Origin of the sequence: Microbispora sp. H13382, from assembly GCF_014161445.1 — a bacterium.
Lineage (GTDB): Bacteria > Actinomycetota > Actinomycetes > Streptosporangiales > Streptosporangiaceae > Microbispora.
Window position 1 is genome coordinate 122,956 of record NZ_JABBXA010000024.1, and the last position, 7,264, is coordinate 130,219.

The window sequence follows — 7,264 nt, forward strand, 5'->3', positions numbered from 1 at the left end:
TGTCTGCCTTAAATCACGGCGAATCCGTACGTTTCGGATCGCTCTTCCTGGGACGCCGTGTGGAGCGGGAGTGTACGTTTCTGCCCCATGGCGACCGTTCTGGTGGTTGAGGACGACGAGTTCGTCCGATCCGCGATCATCCGCGACCTGACCGGGCGCAGCCACGCGGTCCGCAGCGCGGGCCGGGCGCTCGACGCCCTCCGGGAGATCGCGTACGCCGCCCCCGACGTGGTCGTCCTCGACCTCGGACTGCCCGACCTCGACGGCGCGGAGGCGCTGAAGATGCTCCGGGCGATCTCCGACGTACCGGTCATCGTGGCCACCGCGCGGGACGACGAGGCGGAGATCGTCCGCCTGTTGCGCGGCGGCGCGGACGACTACCTGGTCAAGCCGTTCTCCGGCGACCACCTGAACGCGCGCCTCGAGGCCGTGCTGCGCCGGGCCAGGCCCGGGACGCCGTCGTCGGTCGCGCGGGTCGGCGGCCTGGTCGTCGACGCCGACCGCAGGGAGGCCCGCCTGGACGGTGTGCCGCTCGACCTCACCCGCCGGGAGTTCGACCTGCTGGCCTACCTCGCCGCGCGGCCCGACCGCGTGATCTCGCGCAGGGAACTGCTGGCCGAGGTGTGGCGGCAGTCGTACGGGGACGACCAGACGATCGACGTCCACCTGTCCTGGCTGCGGCGCAAGCTCGGCGAGAGCGCGTCCCGCCCCCGATATCTGCACACCGTGCGGGGCGTCGGCGTCCGCCTCAGCCCTCCCGCGGAGGGCTGAGGCCCCTGCGGGAGCCGCGATGACGGTACGAGGTCCTGAGCGGGAGCCGCGGTGAGACGGAGCCTGGCGCTGGTGGCGGTGGCCGTGACGGCGATGGTCGCGCTGGCCTTCCTCATCCCGCTGGCCGTGGCGGTCAAGGAGATCGCCGAGAGCCGCGCGCTCGCGGACGCCGAGCGTCAGGCCGCCACGATCGTGCCCGCCCTCGTCGTGACCGACGACGCGGCGGCGCTGGAGCGCGCGCTGGCCAGCACCCCGGCGGGGACCTCGCGGCTGGCCGTCCACCTTCCGGACGGGCGCACGGTGGGCCGCTCCCGGGTCGCGCCCGCCGACGTCGCGAGCGCGGCGGAAAGAGCCAGGACCGTGCCGGTCAGCAAGGGATACGTGCTGCTCAGGCCGGTCGCGCTGGACGGCGGGCGGCGGGCCGTCATCGAGGTGTACGCGCCGGAGGCGGACGCGAGCAAGGGCGTGTCCACCTCCTGGGCCGTGCTGACCGGCGTCGCGGTCACCCTCGTGGTGGGGTCGGTGGTGGTGGCCGACCGGCTCGGGGCCCGGGTGGTCCGGGCGGCCCGGCGGCTGGGGCAGGCGGCGGCCGCCCTCGGGTCGGGCGACCTGACCGTGCGCATCGTCCCGGACGGACCGCCGGAGCTGGTGGCCGCAGGGCGCGCGTTCAACACCATGGCCGACCAGGTGGCGGGACTGCTCGCGGCCGAGCGCGAGCTCGCCGCCGATCTGTCGCACCGGCTGCGCACCCCGCTGACCGCGCTGCGGCTGAACATCGGCGGCCCCGGACCCGAGGCCGAGCAGCGCAGGCTCGCCGTCGACCGGCTCGAACAGGCCGTGGACGAGATCATCGAAGCGGCCCGGCGGCCGTCCCGGGCCGCGCCGGCCGGCTGCGACGCGGCGCTCGTGCTGCGGGAGCGGCTCGCCTTCTGGTCGGCGCTGGCCGAGGACCAGGCGCGGCCGTGGCAGCTCGTCGGCGCGGACGAGCCCAGCCCGGTGCCGGTCGCCGCGGCCGATCTCGGCGCGGTGGTCGACGCGCTGCTCGGCAACGTCTTCCGCCACACGCCGCAGGGCACGGCCTTCCGCGTCACCCTGCACCGGGGGAGCGGCATGCTGGGCATCCTCGTCGCGGACGCGGGCCCGGGCATCCCCGATCCGGAGAGGGCGCTGCGCCGGGGCAACAGCGGGGCCGGCTCCACCGGGCTCGGCCTCGACATCGCCCGGCGCCTGGCCGAGTCGACGGGCGGCGGGGTGCGCATCGAGGCCTCGGCACTCGGGGGGACCGGGGTCAACGTGTGGCTGCGCACCGACGGCCGGGCGTCCGGCCCACGCCGCCGCCTGCTGCGGCGTACCCGCGCCCGAGGGGCCCGTCACTGACCCTTTGTCGCTGATCATCCGGCGGATTGTCCGAAAAGGCCGAGTTGGGCGGGATACATTTCGGGGGACCGCAATCGGAGGAGATCACGGTGGAGTTCCGCGTGCTCGGCCAGGTCGTCGTGCTCGACGACGGTGGGACGCCGCTCGACATCGGGCCGTCCCAGCAGCGGGCGGTGCTGGCCCTGTGCGTGCTGGCGGCGCCGCGTCCGGTGAGCACGGCCAGGATCGTGGACGCGCTCTGGGAGCAGGAGCCCCCGCCGGGGGCGGTCAACACCGTGCAGGCGTACGTGTCGAAGCTGCGGCGCGTGCTCGAACCCGGCCGGGTACGCAGGGCGAAGCCGTCGGTGCTGGTGAGCAGGCCGGGCGGGTACGCCGTCGAGCTGCCGCCGGAGAGCTTCGACCTCGGCCGCGCCCAGGCCGCCGTCGCCGCCGGGCGCCGGCTGCTGGAGGCGGGCGACCACGCGGGAGCCGCCGGGCGGCTCCGCATGGCTCTGGCGGAGTGGCGGGGCGAGCCGCTGGCGGGGTTCGAGGAGGAGTCCTGGGCGCGCGACGAGATCGCCCATCTGGCCGAGCTCAGGCTTTCGGTCGTCGAGGACGTGGCCCAGGCCGAGCTCGCGCTCGGGCTCGGGCGGGCGCTGGTGCCCGAGCTGACGAGGCTGGTGGCGGCCCACCCCCTGCGCGAGCGGCTGCGCAGGCTCGGCGCGCACGCCCTCTACCAGGCAGGCCGTCAGGCCGACGCGCTCGCCCTGCTCTCCGACGGGCGCCGCCTGCTCGTCGGCGAGCTGGGCCTGGACCCCGATCCGGGCTCCCGTGAACTGGAGCGGCGGATCCTGGCGCAGGACCCCGCGCTGACGCCCCCGCCCGCGACTCCTCACGACCCCGCCCCGGCGGCCGTCGTCAGCCCCGCCGCGCCGACGGCCGAGGCGGACCCGGATTCCGGACAGCGGGAGGGCGTGCTCATCGGCCGGGCGGCCGAATCAGGCGTGCTGCGCCGCGCCGTCGCCGGGGACGGCACGCGCGTCGTGCTCGTCGCGGGCGAGCCGGGCATCGGCAAGACCAGCCTGGCGGAGGACGCCGCGGCGCAAGCGCCGGTGGCCGTGTTCGGCCGTTGCTGGGACGGCACGGGCGCGCCGCCGTTCTGGCCCTGGGCCCAGGCCGTGCGCCATCTCACCGGGCGGCACGGCGAACTGGCCGAGATGCTCGGCGCGACCGGGGAGTTCGCGCTGTACGACGCGTTCGCCCGGCTCGTCGCGGAGCACGCCGCCGCGCACGGCAGGGTGCTCGTCGTCCTCGACGACCTCCAGTGGGCCGACGCCTCGTCCCTGCGGCTGCTGGAGTTCCTCGCCACGACGCGGGCGTGCCCGGACCTGACCGTGATCGCGACGTACCGCGACACGGAGGTCGGCGGGCCGCTGGCCCGTACGCTCGCCACGCTCGTACGGCTCCCGCACGTCGAGCGGATCACGCTGGACGGTCTGGGCGAGGACGCCATCGCCGAGTATCTGCGGCGGGCGGGCGTGGACGCCACGCGGGCGGCCGAGGTGGCCAGGCGGACCGGCGGCAACCCCTTCTTCCTGGGCGAGCTCGTCCACCTGGACGGCGGCGAGGCGCCGGGCGCGGTCGCCGACGTGCTGCGCGGCAGGATGGCGGCGATGCCGCCCGGGGCGCCCGGCGTCCTGTCGGCGGCGGCGCTGCTGGGCCGCGACGCCCCGCTGGACGTCCTGCTCGACGTGGTGCGGGACGTGATGGACGTGCCGCGCGACGAGGTGCTCGACGTGCTCGACGCGGCCGTCCGGGCGCGCCTGCTCACCGAGCACGACCTCGTCTACCGGTTCGCCCACGACATCGTCCGCGACGTGCTGCGCGACGGCCTCGCCCCGCTGCGCAGGCGCCGTCTGCACGCCGGCATCGCGGCCGTGCTGGAACGGCGCGGCACGCACCTGGCCGAGCTGGCGCACCACTACCGCGAGGGCCTGGTCATCTCCGGCATGGCGGCCAAGGCGATCGAGTACGCCCGGCAGGCGGCCGCCCACGCCATGGCCCAGTTCGCCTACGAGGACGCGGTCGAGCACCTGCGGCACGCCGTCGCCCTCACCGTCCAGCTTCCCGTGACCGACCGGGAGCTGCGGTGCGACCTGCTGCTCGGCCTCGCCGAGGCGCAGTCGGCGGCGGGGATGAGCACGCAGGTGCACGCCACGTTGGAGGAGGCGGCCGAGATCGCCGACGCTCTCGGGGACGACGACCGGCTGGCCCGCGCCGCGCTCGGGTTCTCCGATCCGCTGTCGTGGGCGATGTACGAGGAATGGGCCGCGGGCGGCGCGCTGACCGGGCGCATCGAGCGGGCGCTGCGAAGCCAGGGGGAGGGCTCGCCGTTGCGGTCCCAGCTCCTGGCGGCCTTCGCCATCACGGGGTCGTTCACCCGGCCGGTCGAGGAGAGTGTCGCGCTGGCGGCCGAGGCCGTACGGGAGGCCCGCACACGGGGCGACGACGGACCGCTGCTGCGGGCGCTGAGCGCGTACGAGATCCTCTCGCGGGGGGTCGCCGGCCAGGCCGAGCGGCAGGCGGCCATCGACGAGATGACCGAGGTGGCCCGCCGGACGGGCGACCTGGTGGCGGAATGGCTGGCCCGGGAGGCGGAGCACGTCGAGCTGGTCAAACAGGGCGAGCTGGAGCGGGCGGCCCGGCTGCTGACGTGGCTGTCGGACACCGCCCGCAGGATCCGCCAGCCCGCCCTGCTCAGCCTCACCGCCTGGCTGTCGGCGATCCACGCCCATCTCCGCGGTGACACGGGCCGCGCCCTGGAGGAGGCGGAGGAGTCGGCCCGGCTCCATCCGGAGGGCGCGCTGGGCCGCGACCACGCCGAGAGCCGCGCCGCCGTCTTCCGCTGTCTGGCCGCGCGTGCGCGGGGTGACGCGGCGACGGCGCTGGCAGTGGCGGAGGAGGCGCTGGCGCGGCAGCCGGGCCAGCCGGGATGGCTGGTGCTGCGCTGCGCCGTTCTGCTCGACCTCGGCAGGAGGGACGAGGCACAGGAGGTCTTCGCCGGTCTGGCCGCCGAGGGCTTCGCCGGCATGCGGGGCGACCTCGCCTACCGGTTCATCCCCGAACTGCTGAGCGAGGCGTGCCTGGCGCTGCGCGACACGGCCGCGGCGCCGGTGCTGCACGACCTGCTCCTGGCGCATCGGGGCCGCCTGCTCGGCTGGTCGGTGACCGACCTGTGCCTGGCCCGCCTGGCGCTCGTCCGCGACGACCCCGACACCGCGCGGCGCCACCTGCGCGACGCGCTCGCCCTCGTACGCGGCTCCGGGGTCACCCTCTACGAGAAGCCGATCCTGGCCCTGCTCGCCCGCGTGTGACGGTCAGTGGGCGAGCCTGACGGAGGTGGCGATGCTCCACGGGCCGCAGTCGGAGCTGAACGTGCCTCGGTCGCAGCCCTGGACGACGAAGACGACCCGGTTGACCTCGTGACCGTTGGTGGTGCTGCAGACGCCGTTCCCGCAGTAGGGGTCGATGGAGTAGGCGCCGCTCCACGGGGTCAGCCTGCCGACCTTGACCTGGGTGACGGGCCCGCCGTCCATGCTCCAGCGGACGTTGAAGAAGTCCCAGTCACGGCCGAGGCCGCTCCAGCGGAACACGGCCTTGCCCTGCGCGTAGTAGGCGCGGACGAGGGCGCCTCCGCCGAGGTTGGGCGACCAAACGATCTTGCCGTTGCGGAACTCCTGGTAGGAACCACGCTTGCCGGCGAAGCCGTACTCCTTGGTGACGGGGCAGCCGTACACGCTGTTCTCGCCGCCGTTGGACCGCCACAGGCCACCGACCAGGCTGCCCGAAAGGGCCACGAGGGCGGGGTCGCAGGTGGCCGCGGCGGCGGGAGAGACGCCGGCGGCGAGGGCGACGGCCACGGCGCCGACGGCGGTGCCGAGAGCGGTGGCGAGGCGGAGGAGGGAGCGGGAGGCGCGACCCATCGGACTGGTCCTTTCGGGGTACGGCAGGATGCCTCCGTTGTACGGCCGGCCGCTTTCAACGGGCCGACACGGCTTGCGAAGCGCTTGCCGGAAACGGCCACCGGCGGGGCCGTCGCCCCCCGGCGACCGCCCGCCGAACTCCACGCACTCGCGAACCGCGCTCACACGTCTGCTGTCTCCGCGCCCAGTGACCCGGGCGACCAATCCCGAAAGGAAGATCGCTGGGGACAGGCGCCACGAGATGATCCTCCTATGACGGATGTGGTCTTCTTCGACCTGGACGGCACCCTGGTCGATCACCGAGGCGCAGTCCTGGAAGCGATCGGCCAGATCGTCCGGGCCGCGCCGAACGCGACGGCTCCACCGGACGAGCTGGTGGCGTTGTGGTGGACGCTGGAGGGGCGGCACATGCGGGAATACCTGGCTGGTCGTTGCTCCTTCGCCGAGCAACGCCGACGCAGGCTGCGTTCCTTCCTGCCGATGCTCGGCGAGCCGGTTCCCGAAAGTCCCGGCCTTCTGGACGCCTGGTTCGCCGAGCGCTACCTCACCGCGTTCGAGGAGTCCTGGCGGAGCTATCCCGATGTCCAGCCATGTCTGGAGGCACTGAAGCGGCTTCCCCGGGCACCCCGTCTGGCCGTTCTCACCAACGGGGACCCCGAGCAGCAGCGTGCCAAGCTCGCCCGCTTCGGCCTCCTCGAATACTTCGAAGCCGTCCTGACCCCGACCGAGCTCGGTGCGGCCAAGCCCGACCCTGTCGCCTTCGCCACAGCCTGCCGGCGGATGCGGACGGACCCCGTGCGGGCGGTCAACGTGGGCGACATGCTGGAAGGCGACGTGAACGCGGCCACGCTCGCCGGGCTCACCGGCATCTGGCTGGACCGCGGCATCGACTTCGTCACCGGTGGACCACCGCCGACGGCGGACGAGACGGTGCTCCGCATCGAACGGCTGACCGACCTCCCCGATCGGCTGTCACGCACGAACGCGTGACCGGGCGCCCTCACGTCGCAAGGTTCGAGGAACAGGACCTAGTGGGGTGTCCACTTAGGTTCGCCGGGCCGCGACACGCCGGGCCGCTTCCGGGCCTCTGATCAGGTTTGCCTCCACTGTCGGTACCAGTGATCGGTACCGACAGCAGGAGGAGCGCATGGCCG

Annotated in this window: 5 protein-coding genes; 4 read left to right on the forward strand and 1 reads right to left on the reverse strand. The window is 74.4% G+C overall.

The window, feature by feature from the left end:
• Window positions 1–87: 87 nt before the first annotated feature.
• The 3 genes from HHX41_RS34460 (at window position 88) to HHX41_RS34470 (ending at window position 5,501) form a co-directional block, all read left to right on the forward strand.
• Window positions 88–771, forward strand: a complete 684-nt coding sequence (locus HHX41_RS34460; RefSeq protein ID WP_169982089.1) for a response regulator transcription factor — start codon at window positions 88–90, stop codon at window positions 769–771.
• 51 nt (window positions 772–822) lie between these two features.
• A complete protein-coding gene (locus HHX41_RS34465; protein WP_182909283.1) occupies window positions 823–2,148 on the forward strand; it encodes a HAMP domain-containing sensor histidine kinase in 1,326 nt (441 codons plus the stop codon).
• 89 nt (window positions 2,149–2,237) lie between these two features.
• Window positions 2,238–5,501, forward strand: a complete 3,264-nt coding sequence (locus HHX41_RS34470) for a BTAD domain-containing putative transcriptional regulator (RefSeq protein ID WP_182909284.1) — start codon at window positions 2,238–2,240, stop codon at window positions 5,499–5,501.
• 3 nt (window positions 5,502–5,504) lie between these two features.
• On the opposite strand, the gene HHX41_RS34475 is transcribed toward HHX41_RS34470, so the two are convergent.
• Window positions 5,505–6,110, reverse strand: a complete 606-nt coding sequence (locus HHX41_RS34475; protein WP_182909285.1) for a hypothetical protein — start codon at window positions 6,108–6,110, stop codon at window positions 5,505–5,507.
• A 252-nt stretch (window positions 6,111–6,362) separates the two neighbouring features.
• Between HHX41_RS34475 and HHX41_RS34480 the strand changes: the two genes are divergently transcribed.
• Window positions 6,363–7,100: an HAD family hydrolase gene (locus HHX41_RS34480; RefSeq protein ID WP_169982085.1), complete on the forward strand. Its 738-nt coding sequence runs from the start codon at window positions 6,363–6,365 to the stop codon at window positions 7,098–7,100.
• Window positions 7,101–7,264: the final 164 nt, after the last annotated feature.

What these genes read in the sequence shown, in the direction of transcription:
- HHX41_RS34460 (WP_169982089.1), top strand. Translation starts at nt 88, where the DNA reads ATGGCGACCGTTCTGGTGGTTGAGGACGACGAGTTCGTCCGATCCGCG.
- HHX41_RS34480 (WP_169982085.1), top strand. Translation starts at nt 6,363, where the DNA reads ATGACGGATGTGGTCTTCTTCGACCTGGACGGCACCCTGGTCGATCAC.
- HHX41_RS34475 (WP_182909285.1), bottom strand. Translation starts at nt 6,110, where the DNA reads ATGGGTCGCGCCTCCCGCTCCCTCCTCCGCCTCGCCACCGCTCTCGGC.